Genomic DNA, 17,004 nt, shown 5'->3' with positions numbered 1-17,004 from the left:
ATTATAACGGCGGATGGATAACAATTGAAAATTATTACTTTTGCCGGATAAAATTTAACGAAGTATAAGGCATGAAGAAGATTGAACTGGAAATTGTTGCTTTGTCGCATAGTATTACACAAACCCACTCGTATGCCGTGGTGCTGGGCGAGGTAAACGGGCTGCGCCGGCTGCCCATTGTGATTGGCGGTTTTGAAGCACAGGCAATTGCGGTAGCGCTGGAGCGCATGCAGCCCAGCCGGCCGCTTACACACGACCTCATGAAAAACTTTATGAATGCCTTCAATGTAGAACTCATGGAAATTGTGATAAATGATCTGCAGGAAGGTATTTTTTATTCTAAACTGATTTGCATCAACGAGCATGATACCGTGGAGATAGATAGCCGTACTTCCGATGCGCTGGCGTTGGCAGTGCGCTTTGGCTGTCCTATTTATACCTACGATAATATACTGGAAAGCGCCGGCATACTGATGGAAGATACAGGGAAAAAGAAAAAGACAGAAGTGCCGGTGGAGCAATCTTCTATGAGTTCTTCTAAAGAAAACTTAAGCAGCCTGAGCGTGGATGAATTAGAAACGTTGCTGAACGAAGTGCTGGAACAGGAAGATTACCTGCGCGCCATCGCTATAAGAGACGAGCTGAAAAAGAGAAAAAAATAAAGCGCCTGTTTAAAATCTGACTGTGGTAACGTTTCCAAACTGCAAAATCAACATTGGTCTACATATTATTGGTAAAAGAGGGGATGGCTTTCACAATCTGGAAACGGTTTTTTATCCCTTGCCCTTATATGATTGTCTCGAAATAATTACTTTACCGAATAATGAAAAGTGGCCGGTTCTTACCATGAGCGGGCTTTCTATTGATGGTACTGCTGCAAATAATATCTGCCTCAAGGCATGGCAACTTTTAAAGTCCGATTTTACTCAACTGCCCGCAGTTGCCATACACTTGCATAAAGCCATTCCTATGGGTGCAGGCCTGGGCGGCGGCAGCGCCGATGGTGCCTTTATGCTTAAAATGCTGAATGAAAAATGTAACCTGCAACTGAGCGAGCAACAATTAATACAGTATGCTTTACAACTGGGTAGCGATTGTCCTTTTTTTATCATCAATACACCTTGTTTTGGCAGTGGGAGAGGAGAGGTGTTGCAACCAATACACCTCAATTTAAGTGCGTACTATTTTGTTATTATCAACCCGGCTATTCATGTCAATACCGGCTGGGCTTTTCAGCAATTGCAGATACAAACGCCTGCCTATCCGCTTTTGGAAGCAATACAACACCCTGTTGATACATGGAAAGCCAGCATTGTAAATGATTTTGAAAAAGTAGTAGCAACACAATATCCTGCCATTGCACAAGTCAAAGAAACATTATACCGGCACGGTGCCGTGTATGCAAGTATGACAGGCAGCGGCAGTACCATATTCGGGTTGTTTGCTGGAAAGCCCTCGTTGCCTGCCTTTCCCGATGAATATGTAGTAAAAGTTATTCCGCCAAATGAAGGATAGCAAAACACATTTGCGAATGGTGAGTGTTTTATGTGAAAGGTGAATTGTCAATTGTGAGTGAAAGCGGCTCACATGTTTCACCATTCACACCCACATCACCTTCACTCGCAACTCAACATTCACCAATTACCGTTCCACCGCAATGCTAATAACTATACACTCTATAGCCCCACGCAGGTAAAGTCATGCCTTCGCCTTTGTGAATTTCATCTAATTTTTGTGTAAACATATCTCTCATTAATGGTGGCATAGCACCATTAAATCTAAACGACTGCGCTGTATTGCTGAGGTTTACAATCACCATTACTTTATTATTACCTTTTTGTCTTTTGAAAGCGAAAATGTTTTCGTCATTCCCCGTTTGCATTTTGGTAAAGGATGCATCGGCAGCTAACGCGGGATTGCTTTTGCGAAGCAGCAGTAAGGTTTTATAAAATGGTGCGCGGGCGTAATTGCTAAACACAATCGTGTCTTTGTAAAAGAAGCTGATACTGTCTAAAAATGGCTCTTCCTGGCCACTATATATTTCGGGAACGCTACGCGGCAGTGTTTGTGTGAGTACTGCAAAAGGTGCATGACTTTCGCCAGGCATAGTAGCATAATCGGCTTTATTCCAGCTATTCTCATCGTGGTTGCTGGTAAAATACATCATTAAGCCGTTGCGTGGGTACAAACTATCCTGCAGATGCAGTACACTGTCTAATGCTGTTGCATTTTTCTTGCCGCCGGCAACATCCACCATGGTGTGAAACATGGGCCAGGGATAAATGGCATCAAAGCCGGCAGTAAACATCCAGGGCTGTTCCGCTTCTGCCAGCATAAACACATTTTTTACTGCTTTCAATTCTTTAATACATCTTGTCCAGAATGCCTGCGTAGGACCATCGGCATGGTCGCAGCGAAAGCCATCAATACCGGTTTCTGTTATCCAGAATTTCATGCAGTTAATCATGGTATCCACCAGCTCCGGATTGTCATAGTTCAGTTTGCGGGTATCGGTCCAGTCAAACTCCATCTTTGGATTGCCGAGACTGTCTTTTACATAAAAGTCGGGATGGGTTTTTAGCCAGCTATTATCTGCACCCGAATGGTTGGGAACCCAATCCATAAGTACCTTAAAGCCTTTGCTGTGTGCGCTTTTTACCAATGCTTTCCAATCGTTCATATTGCCAAATTCGGGATTGATGGCTTTAAAATCGGCTACCGCATAATAGCTGCCCAAAGCACCTTTACGGTCCACCTTGCTTATTGGATTGATGGGCATAAACCAAAGCGTTTGCACACCCATGTCTTTGAGGTGGTCGAGGTTTTTTTCAAAGGCTTTGAAAGTACCTTCGGGGGTGTACTGCCGTACATTTACTTCGTAAATATTGCCTTGTATTATCCATGCCGGATGTCCGTCAATAATAGAATCGTTTTGTGCACGAGCAATGCTGAACACAAATAACAGGAGCAGGAAGAAGGAGCGGTGAAAGATGGTCATAGGTGTAATCTTTTTATACAAAATAAGATGGATGATATAGCAGGCAAAATAGTTGTTGCGTGCGATGCAAAGCAATCTGTGCTAAGCCTTAAATCAATACTGAAGGCTTATGTTGAATTTCATAAAAGCTTACCATTAATCAGCAGATCAATACAATACTAACTGACTTTTGTGATTTTACTACAACCCACAAATCACTTAGTGCATTACAATAACAGAGCTAAATTTTTATACCAATTCTTTCAATGTTTGCACCACGGTATCTATTTCATCTTTTGTATTGTTTTTGCTAAAAGAAAACCGGATAGCTACTCTATCAACATTTTTATAAATTGCCTCAATTACATGGCTGCCCATATTGGTTCCGCTGGTACAGGCACTGCCGCCCGATACACAAATGTGGTGCATATCGAGGCTGTACAACAGCATCTCACTCTTCTCCGTTTTAGGAAAACTTACATTCAGCACGGTGTAAAGACTATTGCCGAACGGATCGCCATTGAATGTAATACCTTCTATTTCCTGCCGCAATCTTTCGGCCATGTATCGCTTTAATTCACTTATATAATGGCTGTCTTCTTCAAAGCGCTGCATTGCATTTTCCAATGCTTTGGCGAAGCCAACAATTCCATATACATTTTCGGTGCCTGCACGCATATTGCGCTCCTGTGAGCCACCGTTGATGTATGGTTTTATTTTGATATTTTCATTAATATAAATAATACCCACACCTTTTGGCCCGTGAAACTTATGTGCCGCGCCGGTAATAAAATGTACCGGCGTATTGCGAAGGTCAAAAGGAAAATGACCTACTGTTTGCACCGTATCGCAGTGAAAAAAAGCATTGTACTTTTTGCAAAGATTTCCAACAGCCTGAATGTCTAATAAATTACCAACTTCATTATTAGCATGCATTAATGAAACCAATGTTCTTTCGTTGCTATTCGCCAATAATTCTTCCAAGTGTTGCAGGTTGATATGTCCGTTGGGCAGCAGTTGCACGTAGCTTACCGCAGCCTTACCGCTTTGTTGCAGATGTTCTACCGTGTGCAGTGTTGCATGGTGTTCGATGGGTGAAGTAATGATGTGTGTACAATGGAGATCGTCAATGGCTGCATTGATTGCCATGTTGCTGCTTTCGGTGCCACCACTGGTAAAAAATATTTCTGCGGGATGTGCATTTAAGTTTTTTGCTACCGATTTACGTGCATTTTCTATAGCCAGCCGCGTTTCCCTGCCATAGCTGTATATAGAACTTGGATTGCCAAAATAAGTGGTAAAATAAGGCATCATTGCTTCCAGCACATCCGCATCTAAGGGCGTGGTAGCAGCATTGTCAAAGTAAATACGTGGTGTATGTGTCATTTTTGCAAAACTAATTTGTTATTGTTTGCCACGAAAGCACAAAGCGCTAAGTTCTGTTTAAGAGAATAAGATAAGAAGTAAAAAAGTGTACAAGGAAATGAAAAACAAGTAATCAAAAATACTTTATGCCTTTTTATACCTTTCATTTTATACTTCAAAAGTGCTTAGTGCTTTAGCGCTTTTGTGGCTAACCAACAGGTTTAATATAAGCCCTCCATTTTTCCGTTACAAGGCGCATATCATCGGGCAGCGGCACCTGAAAAAACATGCTTTCCTTCGTTACCGGATGTTGAAAGCCCAATATTTCGGCATGTAAGGCAACGCGTGGACAAAGGGCAAAACAATTCTCTACAAACTGCCGGTATTTAGTATAAATGGTACCTTTCAGTATTTTATCCCCACCATATTCCCAATCGTTAAACAATGTGTGTCCAATGTACTTCATGTGCACGCGAATCTGGTGGGTGCGGCCGGTTTCCAGCCTGCATTCTACCAGTGTAACGTAATTAAAACGTTCTATTACTTTATAATGCGTGATGGCATGTTTGCCATGTTCACCTTCGGGATAGGCATCAAACATTTTTCTAAACCGCTGATGCCTGCCTACATGCGCTACAATGGTACCTTCATTTTGCTCCATATCGCCCCATACCAATGCAATATATTTTCGCTCTACTGTGTGGTTAAAAAATTGCTTTGCAAGATGAGCAGCCGCTTCGGCAGTTTTTGCCAATACCAATAAGCCGGTGGTGTTTTTATCTATGCGATGCACCAGCCCATAGCGTGGCAGCTCTTCTTCTGTAATGCCGGGATTTTGCTCCAATAAATGATATGCAACACCATTCAGCAGCGTGCCGGTATAATTACCAATGCCAGGGTGCACCACCATATTAGGCGGTTTGTTTATTACCATTACAGCAGCATCTTCATACACAATATCCAATGGCAAGGGCTCCGGCTTTACTTCCGTATGTTCGGGGTTTGTAAAGCTGAGTACAACAATGTGGTCGCCCGGTTTTATTTTATAATTATTCTTTACCCCAAATCCATTCACGGTTACAAAACCTGCTTCAATGCTTTGCTGTAGTTTGTTGCGCGTAGCGCCCTCTATGCGCTGTTGTAGCCATTTGTCTATGCGCATAGGTTCTTGTCCGCTGTCTATCGTAAAGGTGCGCCGCTCGTATAGTTCTTCGGGCTGGTCTTCGTACGGTGCTTGTTCGCCTGCGTCCATAATGGCAAATGTAAAAAGTATTGCATATTTAACAGGTAAGATTAAACACGGGATAAAAAATGGATTAGAAATAAAGATGCGATTGCAAGTGCAGTAAAGACAGTTTGTGCTATGCCTTAAACCAATATAGAGCGCTGATGTTGAACTTTAAAATAAAGCTTTTCATTTATTAATCCATCAATACTGAAGCAGTATAATGATTTTACTGTTATTAGTGGATTGCTTTCTGCTTTGTGCCTTAAAGTTGCAATAGCAGCAGCACAATTTTACTTACCGGCACTTAAAAAAGTAAAGGGATAAATGTTGATATTCCGGAGGATGAAAAACGTACAAATAATAAGGAAATATAACAATGGTTTATTCAATGCACGCCACAGCCTTTCTCCTCTGCCTGTACAAAAATATAGCAGTCCGCATATTACAACCGGCATAAATAATACCACCAGTAAATTATAGTCTGCGGCTTTTAAAATATTACCGTGCAATACCGAATGGAGCGCTCTCGCACTTCCGCAACCAGGGCAATCTAAAGTAGTTATTTTTTTAAACAAACAAGGCGGATAAAAAGCATAGCGGAGCGGATTGAAAAAGTAAAGTACATACATGGCCACACTGCATATTGCTATGCATGCGGCTACAGCTAAATGATGATTCAGCAGTTTCATTGGCTTTTAATAACCGGAGTTAAATGTACTGCCTAATACAATAAGTATAAAATATAAAACGTATACAACAACGCCGGCAATAACCGCATAAATGGCCCATTGTTTAGCTTTGGCAGATTCGTTTTTTGCCAGGTCATATTGACCGCTATGGTATAAGCTATCTACCTTGCTGGCATGCAAAATTGAAACAATTCCCAGAGGCAGGCAGCATAGCAGTGTTGTGATGATTGCCCAAACCAAATTATTATCGGGTTTTGCGAGCGGCGGATTGTTTGTTCCTCTTGTTTCAGTGGCTTTGAAGCTTTTGGGTGTAGGAGGTATTGTCTCCTCTTCGCACAATACTTTTTTTATGGCAACTGCCAGCCTTTTTACATCATCCTCAAACCCGTTTGGATTTATTTCTATAGCCTGCCTTCTGCTCAGGGGCTTCAAATTATCGGGTAATTGCTGTGGCGTTGGTATGGGGGTATTATCAAACAACACCGGTATTACCTGTATGCCTCTTTCCAGTGCAGTAGCTATTTCTATCCTTACAAAATCATCAGGATCATCCAGGCGACGTACGTTATTACTGTTCCTTGCATCCAGCCAATGCCTGCCCATTACTACCAGCAGTACATCGCATTTACTCAATGCCCTTTGGATGGATAACACAAAATCATCACCAGGCTGTATGGCATTAAAATCTTTAAAAAGCCGCTCTTCCTCAAAATATTTCTGCAACTCATTATACAAGGCCAAGGCATTCCAATTGCTGTCGTCCTTTCTGTAATTAATAAAAATGGTTCCGCTATATTTTGGCATAAAGAAGGGTTATGTAATTATGACTACATAAATGTAATCAGATTTTTGTATAAAATATACATGGTTATTCCATATTTCAGTAGTTTAAGCAAAGGTTGTACATCTTGTGTTACAGCAGTTTATGCTCCTGTTCGGTAAGCAAGGAGTTACTCACTCATTTTTTATTTGCTTATATATGACTTTCATCGCTTCAGGTTTTGAAGCATACGGGCAAATGCGAAGGCATCAACAATAGCAACTTGTCAGCGTAACTCCTTCTGGTGAACTGGCGCTTGTATCAAAAACAAGAATGATGAAGCATATAGCTGCAAAACAGCTACAACAACCAGGGATAAAAATGATAAAAGGAGCCAACGGTAATACAGGCTTGATTACCAATTATCTACATTATCAATATAGATATTGATAAGTGCATGTTTGAAAAAAAACTATATAATGTAGAATAGGTTGCCTGCATCCCGAGGCAATTGAATAAACTGTAAAAGCACGCCAATACTTTTTTAACATACAATAATACTTATTTCGTTATTATTATCACTTACTTCAAAATTGTAGTAATTATGCAGTTGCTACCGGCAACATTTGCGTAAATAAAGGTTTACTTACCTCTAAGTAAGGTGGTATAAATTTACTAAAATTGTATTGCCAGACGAAGGCTGCTAAAGATGTATTGTTTATGAATAAAATAAAAAAGGAATTACTGACATGCTTCTCAACAACATTACAAATGAATGACCGGATTGCACACAACCGGAATAAGCAATAAATATTAAATACATTGATTGATGATTGCTGACGATGGGAATATTGGATAAATGATAAATGGAATGCCACACATAAAACTTTTCACTTCCTTATTATTCAGGAATAGCACGGTATTCAAGCAATCTGAAAACGGATATTCATACAAATGAATGTTGAATAATGCAGCACAAGAAAGCGCATGATTGCCTAATAAAAAACAGCTTTTCTTTTGCTGCTTCAAACTAACCATCCAAAAACTTTTAAACCAGAGACATGAAGAAAAAACAACTGTTTTATGAAAGCAACAGGAACCGGCGGCTTTTACTGATGCTGTTGCTTACAATTGTTACATGCACCGGTTTGCTGGCGCAAACCCAGCGTGTAACGGGTAGAGTAACCAGTATGGTTGCTCCTGATAGCGCACTGGCAGGTATAAGCGTGCAGGTAAAAGGAACCAAAACGGGCACTGTAACCGACAACAATGGCAACTTTGCCATCAATGTAGCGGCAAATGGCGTATTGGTGTTTAGCGGCGTAGGTTACACTACCCAGGAAGTGCCGGTAAACAACAGGAGTACCATTAACGTACAATTGGCAGCCGATGTACAATCGCTGCAGCAGGTGGTAGTGGTAGGATATGGTACACAAAGACGAAGGGATTTAACAGGTTCTGTTGCCAGCGTATCGGCTGCGCAAATTGAAAAAGTGCCGGTTACTTCGGTAGATCAGGCTTTGCAAGGGCGTGCAGCAGGGGTGCAGATTGTAAATAATGATGCTGCTCCTGGTGGAAACATTTCCGTATTAATAAGGGGTATTGGCAGCCTGGCGGGTGGCGGTAATTCACCGTTGTATGTAGTGGATGGTTATCCTGTTACCGGCGGCATTAACAACCTTAACCCCAACGATATTGCTACCATAGACATATTAAAGGATGCATCAGCTACGGCTATTTACGGTATCCGTGCAGCAAACGGGGTGGTTATTATTACTACCAAAAGAGGCAAAGCCGGTGGCGTACAGGTTGCTGTAGATGCGTATGAAGCTTTCCAAAGCACACCCAAGAAATATAAAGTATTAAATGCAGAGCAATGGGCTACCCTGGCTAATGAAGTAGCGGATGCTGATTCGCTGCACAATTTTCAGGAATTACCAATATGGCGTACGCCCTCTGCACTCACCAATGTAGATTGGCAGGATGCGCTGTACCGCACCGGCTTAACCCAAAATTATAGTATTGGCATACGCGGCGGCAGCGACAAAGTACAGGCAGCTTCTTCACTTGGCTATTACAACCAGAAAGGAATTGTAGAAGGTTCGTATTTTAAAAGATATACACTAAGCCTTAATCTGGATTATACACCGTTCAAATGGCTGAAATCTTCCACCAATGCTAAATATGCTTACCAGGATGCTAATAATCCTTTTGGCACCGGATCGCTGGTACAACTCACTCAGTTACCCCCAACATTGGACAGTGGCAATAAACTGACCAGCCAGATAAAGGATGCCAATGGCAATTATGGATTTTATAATCCTAAAAGTACCTACGTAGCTAAATATGGTAATCCACTATACAGTATTGAAACCAATCAATATAAAAATATTACCAATTTCCTGTTGGCTAATTCTTCACTGGAAGTAATGATCGTTGACGGGCTTAGAATTAAAACCAATGGTGGTGTAAATTTCAGCAATTACTCCGGCTCCTTTTTTCAACCGGAAGATAACCGTTTAAACGACCAATATAACCTGGGTGGGCCAACAACCAATCCGCTATACAGCCAGCATCTCAATCAAACTTTTGAGTGGTTGTGGGAGAATACGGTATCGTACGATAAAACGTTTGGCCAGCATACCATCAATTTTGTAGGTGGTATTTCTGCACAGAAAAATACCTATACATCCATGGGGGGGCAAGGTATTCCGCCCAATAGTGTAATCAGGGATCTGGCGCAGGTTACCAACCTGCAATTGGATCAATATGGAAACGGACAAGTTATTACTACTTTGGCATCTCAATTCGGCAGGTTAACTTATAAGTTTGCTGATCGCTACATTCTTACTGGTACGGTACGAAGAGACGGTTCTTCTAAATTTGATACCGGTCACCAATATGGTGTATTCCCTTCGGGCGCTATTGCCTGGAGAGCAAAAGAAGAATCTTTTTTTAGAGATGTTAAGTGGTTAACAGATTTAAAATTCAGAGGCAGTTATGGAGAAGTGGGTAACCAGGCTACCATATCGCCATTCCAATACCAGGCACTTTTTTCTACCGGATTGCCTGCCAGCAACAGTGGCAACCTGGGTTATCCTTTCGAAAAATTGTACCAGCGCGGTATTGCACAAACACAACCTGCTAATCCAGACCTGAAATGGGAAACCGACTATCAAACAGACATTGGTATGGATGTTACATTGTTGGGTGGCAGCCTCACCTTTACAATGGACTGGTTTAAGCGAAAATCAAAGGGCTTTTTGTTGAACCTCAGAGCACCTGCGCAAACCGGTTACAATTACCTGACACGCAATGTGGGTAGCATGATTAACAAAGGCTTTGAATTTGCAGCCAGTTACAACCACAATGCAGGAGATTTTAGCTACGGTGCCTTATTAACGCTTACCACCATTCAAAACACCTTAACGAGTGTTACTTCCGGAACAGACTTTGTGCAAAACTTTGGTGGACTTACTATTGCAGGCAATGGCTGGACCGAATTTTCGCGAAGCTATATTAATGGAACTGTAGGCGAATTTTATGGATATAAATCGCTGGGGGTTTTCCAAACGCAGGCGCAGATTGATGAGTTGAATGCTAAAGCGCCGCAAGGATATTACTGGAAGCCTGTTACCCAACCCGGCGACCGTTATTTTGCAGATGTAACCGGCGATGGTCAGGTAAATGCAGATGACAGAGTAGGTTTGGGCAGCCCGCTGCCAAAGTTTTTTGGCGGTCTTAACTTAGACGCCTCTTACAAAGCATGGGACTTTAACCTGTATTTTTATGGTACTTACGGCAACAAAATCCTTAATTACCAAAAGAGCTCTCTACAAAGTTTTCAAAACCGCAGCTTTGTAGGCGTTGAAAATGTAAGCTACGAATATTATGTAAACCATTGGACACCTTCTAATCCTTCCAATGTTTACTCAAGAGTTACCTATAACGATGATGCACAGGGCAGCAATGTTCCATCCAGTGCGTGGGTAGAAGATGGCAGCTTCCTGAAACTGAAAAATCTTACCATCGGATATACTTTACCGGTTGATGTAGCGAAACGTTTTTACATGAGTAAACTGAGGGTATATGTTTCTACCCAAAACCTGTTTACGATTACCAAATACAGCGGACTTGATCCGGAAATTGGCATCCAGGGTGGCAATGCAACACAAAATGGTATAGACAACGGCACCTATCCTTCATCAAGGTATTTTACGATAGGTTTGAATGTAACCTTTTAAGTGAACAACTGAAAACATGTAAGCTATGAAACTTAAGATAAAATATATTACTATTATAGCGCTGGGCGCGTTAGCGCTGACGCCATTGGCGTGCAAAAAGAGCTTTTTAACGCAAACTAATAGCTTTCAATCTACAGAAGATGCTACTTTTCAGAAGTCGTCTGATGTAGTAGCACTGGTAAACGCTATTTATGATACTTACCAGAATAGTGACCTGCTGAAAAAATCAATATGGTATTATGCCAACTTTATGACGCATGACTGGTTTAACTATGGCAATGATATCATCTGGAACTACTATGCTATCCCGGCAGATTTCTATGCACTGCCTTCTTTCTGGAACAATGCTTACATAGGAATTGCCAGGGCAAATTCCGCATTCGGCATTATTGAAACTGCAAAAGAAAAAGGTATCGTTACACCCGAACTGGCACAGCGTTTAACTGGTGAAGCATATTTTTTGCGCGGCATGACGTATTATTACCTTGCAGGTTCTTTTGGCGGCGTGCCGTTGGAATTAAATTCGGTAACCAACGGGTTAACACCAAGATCTTCACAGGACTCTGTATTCATGCAGGTAGTATCGGATATGCAGCAGGCTGCCAGCCTGTTGCCGTGGAAAGAGGATATGGGTGCCGAAAATTTAGGCCGGGCTACCAAAGGTGCTGCATTGGGTTATGAGGGCGCTGCCCGCATGTGGCTAAAGGATTATGCCGGTGCCATGGAAAATTTCAATGAATTGGATGGAAAATATCACCTGCTTTCAAACTTTGTAGATGTGCATGAGTTTGACCACCAGAACAGCGATGAATCGCTGTTTGAAATTCAGTTTGATGTGAGCGGCTCCCAAAGCTGGGATGGCGGCTGGCAGGCAGGTGGAGAAGTAGCGTGGATAGATGATTTTAGCTGGCCCGAAGAAGTATCTAATTTTGGTTACGATTATGGCAATCCGGCATTATGGCTTTCTTACCAGCCGGGCGATAAACGCAAGCTGGCTACTATTGTAGGGCCTGGCGATTCATTAATAAGTCCGGGTATTGTTGCCCGTGGTGGTATTAGAGGTTATCCGTTGGTGCAATCAGGGTTCGCAGCCGGTGATCAGCGCTACATTGGCTCCGATGGCAAAATCATCAATACCTGCGGTACAGTTGAGCGCCCCTGGTATGGCTTGTCCGATCAAAAACGCTCGGGATACTATTGTTCTAAAAAATGGAGAGATCCAACCCTCACCGGCAACTCGGGTAACCAGGTCATTTTTGGTTCCCAAAACCAAATCATGTTGCGTTATGCAGAAATCTTGTTAGACAGGGCAGAGTGTAAAGTGCGCACCGGCGATATTGCAGGCGCTATGGCCGATATAAAAATGGTAAGAGACAGAGCCTGGGGTGGCACAGCACCTGAAGTAATGCAGGATGGCGCCCGCTACGATGGCTCACCGGCTCAACCTATCACCGATCCGCTGCAAATGGTATTGAGCGAATACCGGCATGAACTGACCGGCGAATATTCGCTCTTTTATAACCTGCGCAGAGCTGGTGCAGATGTAGCGGCAGAATTTATTCATGATGCCTACGGAACCGTTGCTGGCAGCATTAATCCGATACCTAATCCGGCTCCCGGACCAACACACGATGGTCAGCCGCACGGTATATTCAATAATGCGCTGCCGCCCGGACGTGAGTTATTACCTATTCCACAAGAGGCAATCGGTCTCAATCCCAACTTAACTCAGAATCCGGGTTATTAATAGGAATTTATTAGTAGTCTGATATGCTAAAGCAAGGCTTTGTAATAAAACAAAGCCTTGCTTTTTATTTATAATACAAGCCTGTACATTTATTCTATTATTCAATAAGAATGTAGCAGGTTATCTGTAATTGTTGCCGATAGCGATGTGTAAAAAGGGATAATGCATTAATACTGCACGTCGCGTATAATGATTAGCATTGTAGGTGATTCTGTTTGTTTCTAAGCGTAAATAAAAATGGGGAGTAAGCCATTGTGCAAATTCACTGATGGAAACTTATACTTATGAGTACCTTAGCAACGGCTTTCCTCATGTTCGGGATAGGCAGTGCAGAATATGCCAATAGAATTAATCAAATCTTTTCTTGAAAAACATTATTAAATACATACATAAATGTTCAATAAAACATTCGTAAAAATTGCTGCTTTATTACTCTCCATTTGCATTTCAAGTCATGTTTTTTCGCAGCAGGCCAATACACTGGATTCTATTGCGCAGCAAATGCGCTATGCTGCAAAGCAAGGCTTGATTGATAAATATTATCCCCGTGATATTGATACAGTATATGGTGGTTATTTAAGCACTTTTTCCTACGACTTTAAGCCTGTTGGTGACCAGGACAAAATGATTGTAACACAGGCAAGGCATACCTGGTCAACTGCCAAGGCTGCTATGTTTTATCACGATACATCCTATATTGCTATGTCGCGCCAGGGTTTTCTTTTTTTAAGAGATAAAATGTGGGATAAACAATATGGCGGCTTTTACAATTTAGTTACAAGAGATGGCACCCCTAAGAGTACTATTAAAGAAGCGTATGGTAATGCATTTGCTATTTATGGCTTAAGTGCATACTACGAATGTTCGCACGATACGGCTGCATTGAGCCTTGCAAAAACTGCTTTTATGTGGCTGGAAAAGCATAGCCATGACCCGAAGTATAAAGGTTATTTTCAGCACCTGCAAAGGGATGGATCGCCAGTGATAAGAACCGCAGATGTAAAGAGCACTTCCGATTTGGGCTATAAAGACCAGAACAGTTCTATTCATATTCTGGAAGCCTTAACAGAATTGTATAAAGTATGGCCAGATCCACTGGTAAGAGAAAGATTGCAGGAAATGTGGTTGCTGATAAGAGACACCATTGTAACACCCAAAGGCTATCTTCAATTGTTTTTTACAACAGACTGGCAGCCGGTCTCCTCCCGCGATTCCTCTAAAGAGGCAATACTTAAATTGCGTTACCTTGATCATGTTTCTTTTGGACATGATGTGGAGACCGCTTACCTCATGCAGGAGGCTACCGAAGCATTGGGTAATGAGCACGATACTAAAACATTAGCGATAGGAAAGAAGATGGTAGATCATGCGCTGCGCAATGGCTGGGACAGTACATTGGGTGGCTTTTACGATGAAGGGTATTATTATAAAGATAAGTCCGGTATTACCATCATTAATAAAAGCAAAAACTGGTGGGCACAGGCAGAAGCGTTAAATACATTGCTCATGATGGCACAGCAATATCCCGACGATCCGATGCACTATCTGCAACACTTTTATAAAGAATGGGATTATGTACAAAAATACCTGATAGATCATGAACATGGCGACTGGTACGAAGAAGGTTTGGACAATGAGCCGGAACGTAAAACAGCATTAAAAGCACACATCTGGAAAGGCACGTATCACGTGTTGAGGGCATTAATGAATTGTATGAGTCGTATTGATCATTGGAATGAAAACGGTGCAAATAAATAAGAACCGGGGTGGATACCAACGCATAATAATATTGCATTTACTGCGATTAACCGCGTGTTTAAATTTAGATAAAGAAAATTACATAGGATCGATTGTTTAAAACTTCACCATTGCATAATGAAACACTTATCATTCTTCATTGCAGCATTATTATTCATAACCACCTTGCCGGCACAGAAGACAAAAACATATGATGTACAATCTCTGGATGGAAATACAACATTGCATGTAACGGTAGGCGATAAAACAACATGGGCTGTTGACCATCAGGGGCAGCAAATCATTGCGCCATCTGCATTGTCATTGCAACTGCAAAACGAAGTGCTGGGAGATAAAGCTGTTATTACTTCTTCCAAAACAGAAAAAGTAAATAATACTATCAATGCCATTAATTATGTCAAAGCCACCATACCGGATGAATACAATCAGCTTACTTTACAATGTAAAGGCGGTTACGGCATTATCTTTCGTGTGTATAATGATGCTGTGGCATATCGTTTTTTTACAAAAAAGAAAGACAGCATCATTGTGCAAAACGAAGAAGCGACTTTCAATTTTACAGAGGATTATAATGCGTTTATTCCTATTCAATGGGACTATCGCGATGGTAAAAATTTCAACTCTTCTTTTGAGGCTTTGTATCACGAAATACATCTTTCCCAATTCCCTGAAGATTCGCTGGCTTTTTTGCCTTTGCTGGTTGATGTTGGTGGTGGTAAAAAGGTTGCTATTCTCGAAGGCGACCTGGAAGATTATCCCGGCATGTATTTGAATTTGAATGAAACCGGCAAGGGGTTGAAAGGTGTATATGCGCCTTATCCTACGAATGCGCATATTGTAGGCATCAATTATATTCCAACGGAGAGAGCCGATTATATTGCCACAACTACCGGTACACGCAACTTTCCCTGGCGCATAATTGCTATTGCAGATGAGGATAAAGATTTGTTGAATAATGATATTGTGCAGAAGCTGGCATCACCACCAAGACTAACCGATTATTCGTGGGTAAAGCCGGGACAAGTAGCCTGGGATTGGTGGAATAACTGGAACATTACCGGTGTGGATTTTAAAGCGGGTATTAACCTTAATACATACAAGTATTATATTGATTTTGCTGCGGAAAATAAAATCCCCTACATCGTTATGGATGAAGGATGGTCGAATGATCTGGATCTTTTACAAGTAAAATCCGATCTGGATCTTCAGGCAATTATTGATTATGGAAAACAAAAGAATGTGGATGTCATACTCTGGGCTACCTGGTATGCCGTTTCGCACCAGATGGATACCGCTTTTCCACATTATGCACAAATGGGCATCAAAGGCTTTAAGATAGATTTCTTTGACCGCGATGATGCAATTGCAGTGGCTTCTACCTATGCCATTGCAAAGAAAGCGGCAGACTATAAGTTAATGGTGGATTATCATGGTATTTTTAAGCCAACAGGATTGAACCGCACCTATCCCAACGTGGTGGGCTTTGAGGGCGTGCGCGGATTGGAGAATTTTAAATGGGCAAATGATGATGCGCCGCGCTATATCACCAGCATTCCTTTTATACGTATGTTGGCTGGACCTATGGATTATACACCCGGTGCCATGCGTAATGCGAATAAAACCAATTTTCGCCCAATTAATGGCAACCCCATGAGCCAGGGTACGCGCTGCCAGCAGTTGGCAGAATACATAGTGTTTTATGCGCCGCTGCAAATGCTGTCTGATAATCCAACTACATATAGGAAGGAGCAGGAATGTACCGATTTTATCACCCAGATTCCTACTGTATGGGATGAAACAGTGCCGCTGGACAGCAAGGTAAGCGAGTACGTAGCGGTGGCAAGGAGAAAAGGTGACACGTGGTTTGTTGGTGCCATGAACAACTGGAATGCACAGGATATTACACTCGATTTTTCTTTTTTACCAGCAGGCAACTACACAGCCGTTGTATTTAAAGATGGTGTAAATGCAGACAGGGAAGCGACGGATTATAAAAAAGAAATCATCACTATGGCTTCAGGAGAAAAGAAAACCATTCATCTGGCACCAGGTGGCGACTGGGCTGCAAGGATAATAAAGCAGTAGTAAATGATGTTAGTTATTTGTAACTAAATGCATTATTGCCTGAATTGTTATGTTATCCGGTGATGAGTGTCGTTTAATAGCACACAATTGGGTAGTGAGCCGCTATGTAGTAGTGATCGCCGACGGACATCTATCCTTACTATTCAGAGTA

At 41.8% G+C, this 17,004-nt stretch carries 11 protein-coding genes; 6 read left to right on the top strand and 5 right to left on the bottom strand.

Features of this window, described 5'->3' with window-relative positions; genetic code table 11:
* Window positions 1-71: 71 nt before the first annotated feature.
* Both FC093_RS20450 and ispE read left to right on the top strand, forming a co-directional pair.
* Window positions 72-662 carry a bifunctional nuclease family protein gene (locus FC093_RS20450; RefSeq protein ID WP_137263672.1) on the top strand — a complete coding sequence of 197 codons (591 nt, stop codon included), beginning with the start codon at window positions 72-74 and terminating at the stop codon, window positions 660-662.
* 22 nt (window positions 663-684) lie between these two features.
* Window positions 685-1,515 (top strand): 4-(cytidine 5'-diphospho)-2-C-methyl-D-erythritol kinase, encoded by an 831-nt coding sequence (ispE, locus tag FC093_RS20445; RefSeq protein WP_137263671.1) that lies wholly within the window; start codon window positions 685-687, stop codon window positions 1,513-1,515.
* 145 nt (window positions 1,516-1,660) lie between these two features.
* On the opposite strand, the gene FC093_RS20440 is transcribed toward ispE, so the two are convergent.
* The 5 genes from FC093_RS20440 to FC093_RS20420 all read right to left on the bottom strand — a co-directional run bounded on the left by FC093_RS20440 (window position 1,661) and on the right by FC093_RS20420 (window position 7,063).
* On the bottom strand, window positions 1,661-2,998 hold the full coding sequence (locus FC093_RS20440) for an alpha-amylase family glycosyl hydrolase (RefSeq protein WP_137263670.1): 1,338 nt from the start codon (window positions 2,996-2,998) through the stop codon (window positions 1,661-1,663).
* Window positions 2,999-3,226: 228 nt separating this feature from the next.
* Complete coding sequence (locus FC093_RS20435) at window positions 3,227-4,363, bottom strand: cysteine desulfurase family protein (protein WP_137263669.1); 1,137 nt, start codon at window positions 4,361-4,363, stop codon at window positions 3,227-3,229.
* Window positions 4,364-4,550: 187 nt separating this feature from the next.
* Complete coding sequence (locus FC093_RS20430; protein WP_137263668.1) at window positions 4,551-5,594, bottom strand: RluA family pseudouridine synthase; 1,044 nt, start codon at window positions 5,592-5,594, stop codon at window positions 4,551-4,553.
* A gap of 266 nt (window positions 5,595-5,860) precedes the next feature.
* On the bottom strand, window positions 5,861-6,199 hold the full coding sequence (locus tag FC093_RS24700; protein WP_170971171.1) for a DUF2752 domain-containing protein: 339 nt from the start codon (window positions 6,197-6,199) through the stop codon (window positions 5,861-5,863).
* A 66-nt stretch (window positions 6,200-6,265) separates the two neighbouring features.
* The gene (locus FC093_RS20420; RefSeq protein ID WP_137263666.1) at window positions 6,266-7,063 is read right to left on the bottom strand and encodes a CD225/dispanin family protein; all 798 of its coding nucleotides are present in this window, start codon (window positions 7,061-7,063) and stop codon (window positions 6,266-6,268) included.
* Between the two features lie 1,017 nt (window positions 7,064-8,080).
* On the opposite strand from FC093_RS20420, the gene FC093_RS20415 reads away from it, so the two are divergent.
* The 4 genes from FC093_RS20415 (at window position 8,081) to FC093_RS20400 (ending at window position 16,853) form a co-directional block, all read left to right on the top strand.
* Window positions 8,081-11,263, top strand: a complete 3,183-nt coding sequence (locus FC093_RS20415) for a SusC/RagA family TonB-linked outer membrane protein (RefSeq protein WP_137263665.1) — start codon at window positions 8,081-8,083, stop codon at window positions 11,261-11,263.
* A 25-nt stretch (window positions 11,264-11,288) separates the two neighbouring features.
* The gene (locus FC093_RS20410; RefSeq protein ID WP_137263664.1) at window positions 11,289-13,010 is read left to right on the top strand and encodes a RagB/SusD family nutrient uptake outer membrane protein; all 1,722 of its coding nucleotides are present in this window, start codon (window positions 11,289-11,291) and stop codon (window positions 13,008-13,010) included.
* A gap of 393 nt (window positions 13,011-13,403) precedes the next feature.
* A complete protein-coding gene (locus tag FC093_RS20405) occupies window positions 13,404-14,768 on the top strand; it encodes an AGE family epimerase/isomerase (RefSeq protein WP_137263663.1) in 1,365 nt (454 codons plus the stop codon).
* 117 nt (window positions 14,769-14,885) lie between these two features.
* Complete coding sequence (locus FC093_RS20400; protein ID WP_137263662.1) at window positions 14,886-16,853, top strand: glycoside hydrolase family 97 protein; 1,968 nt, start codon at window positions 14,886-14,888, stop codon at window positions 16,851-16,853.
* Window positions 16,854-17,004 lie beyond the last annotated feature (151 nt).

The organism is Ilyomonas limi (assembly GCF_005233845.1).
Lineage (GTDB): Bacteria > Bacteroidota > Bacteroidia > Chitinophagales > Chitinophagaceae > Ilyomonas > Ilyomonas limi.
Note: the sequence above shows the minus strand (reverse complement) of the source record. Positions and strands in the feature narration are given on the sequence as shown.

Bases quoted from the DNA above. Each gene is read 5' to 3' on its own strand.
- FC093_RS20400 (WP_137263662.1), top strand. From the start codon at position 14,886: ATGAAACACTTATCATTCTTCATTGCAGCATTATTATTCATAACCACC.
- FC093_RS20430 (WP_137263668.1), bottom strand. From the start codon at position 5,594: ATGGACGCAGGCGAACAAGCACCGTACGAAGACCAGCCCGAAGAACTA.
- FC093_RS20405 (WP_137263663.1), top strand. From the start codon at position 13,404: ATGTTCAATAAAACATTCGTAAAAATTGCTGCTTTATTACTCTCCATT.
- FC093_RS20420 (WP_137263666.1), bottom strand. From the start codon at position 7,063: ATGCCAAAATATAGCGGAACCATTTTTATTAATTACAGAAAGGACGAC.
- FC093_RS20415 (WP_137263665.1), top strand. From the start codon at position 8,081: ATGAAGAAAAAACAACTGTTTTATGAAAGCAACAGGAACCGGCGGCTT.
- FC093_RS20435 (WP_137263669.1), bottom strand. From the start codon at position 4,363: ATGACACATACACCACGTATTTACTTTGACAATGCTGCTACCACGCCC.
- FC093_RS20440 (WP_137263670.1), bottom strand. From the start codon at position 2,998: ATGACCATCTTTCACCGCTCCTTCTTCCTGCTCCTGTTATTTGTGTTC.
- FC093_RS24700 (WP_170971171.1), bottom strand. From the start codon at position 6,199: ATGTATGTACTTTACTTTTTCAATCCGCTCCGCTATGCTTTTTATCCG.
- FC093_RS20450 (WP_137263672.1), top strand. From the start codon at position 72: ATGAAGAAGATTGAACTGGAAATTGTTGCTTTGTCGCATAGTATTACA.
- FC093_RS20410 (WP_137263664.1), top strand. From the start codon at position 11,289: ATGAAACTTAAGATAAAATATATTACTATTATAGCGCTGGGCGCGTTA.